The 363-nt window shown below is 69.4% G+C and carries 1 pseudogene; it reads right to left on the bottom strand.

Annotated features, from left to right (window positions below):
• A pseudogene (locus H3O04_RS35820) lies at positions 1 to 363 on the bottom strand (acetyl-CoA C-acetyltransferase); the annotation flags it as partial.

The raw sequence follows: 363 nt of genomic DNA, 5'->3' as shown, positions 1-363 counted from the left end.
ACTGGTTGTACACGTCCCACAGGCCGTCGACGATCATCGTGTCGACCAGCTTCGCGTCGCCCATCCGGAAGCCGTCGCGCGAGCCCGGCAGCACGTGCGGCGACGCGCTCATGTTCTCCTGGCCGCCCGCGATCACGATCTCCGCGTCGTCCGCGATGATCGCGTTCGCCGCCAGCATCACGGCCTTCAGGCCCGAGCCGCACACCTTGTTGATCGTCATCCCCGGCACGGCCGTGGGCAGCCCCGCCTTGATCAACGACTGCCGCGCCGGGTTCTGCCCGGAGCCGGCCGTCAGCACCTGGCCCATGATCACTTCGCTGACCTGCTCGGGCTTCACGCCCGCACGCTCCAGCACCGCGCGGA

Source organism: Burkholderia sp. KCJ3K979 (genome assembly GCF_016759955.1).
Lineage (GTDB): Bacteria > Pseudomonadota > Gammaproteobacteria > Burkholderiales > Burkholderiaceae > Burkholderia > Burkholderia orbicola.
Note: the sequence above shows the minus strand (reverse complement) of the source record. Positions and strands in the feature narration are given on the sequence as shown.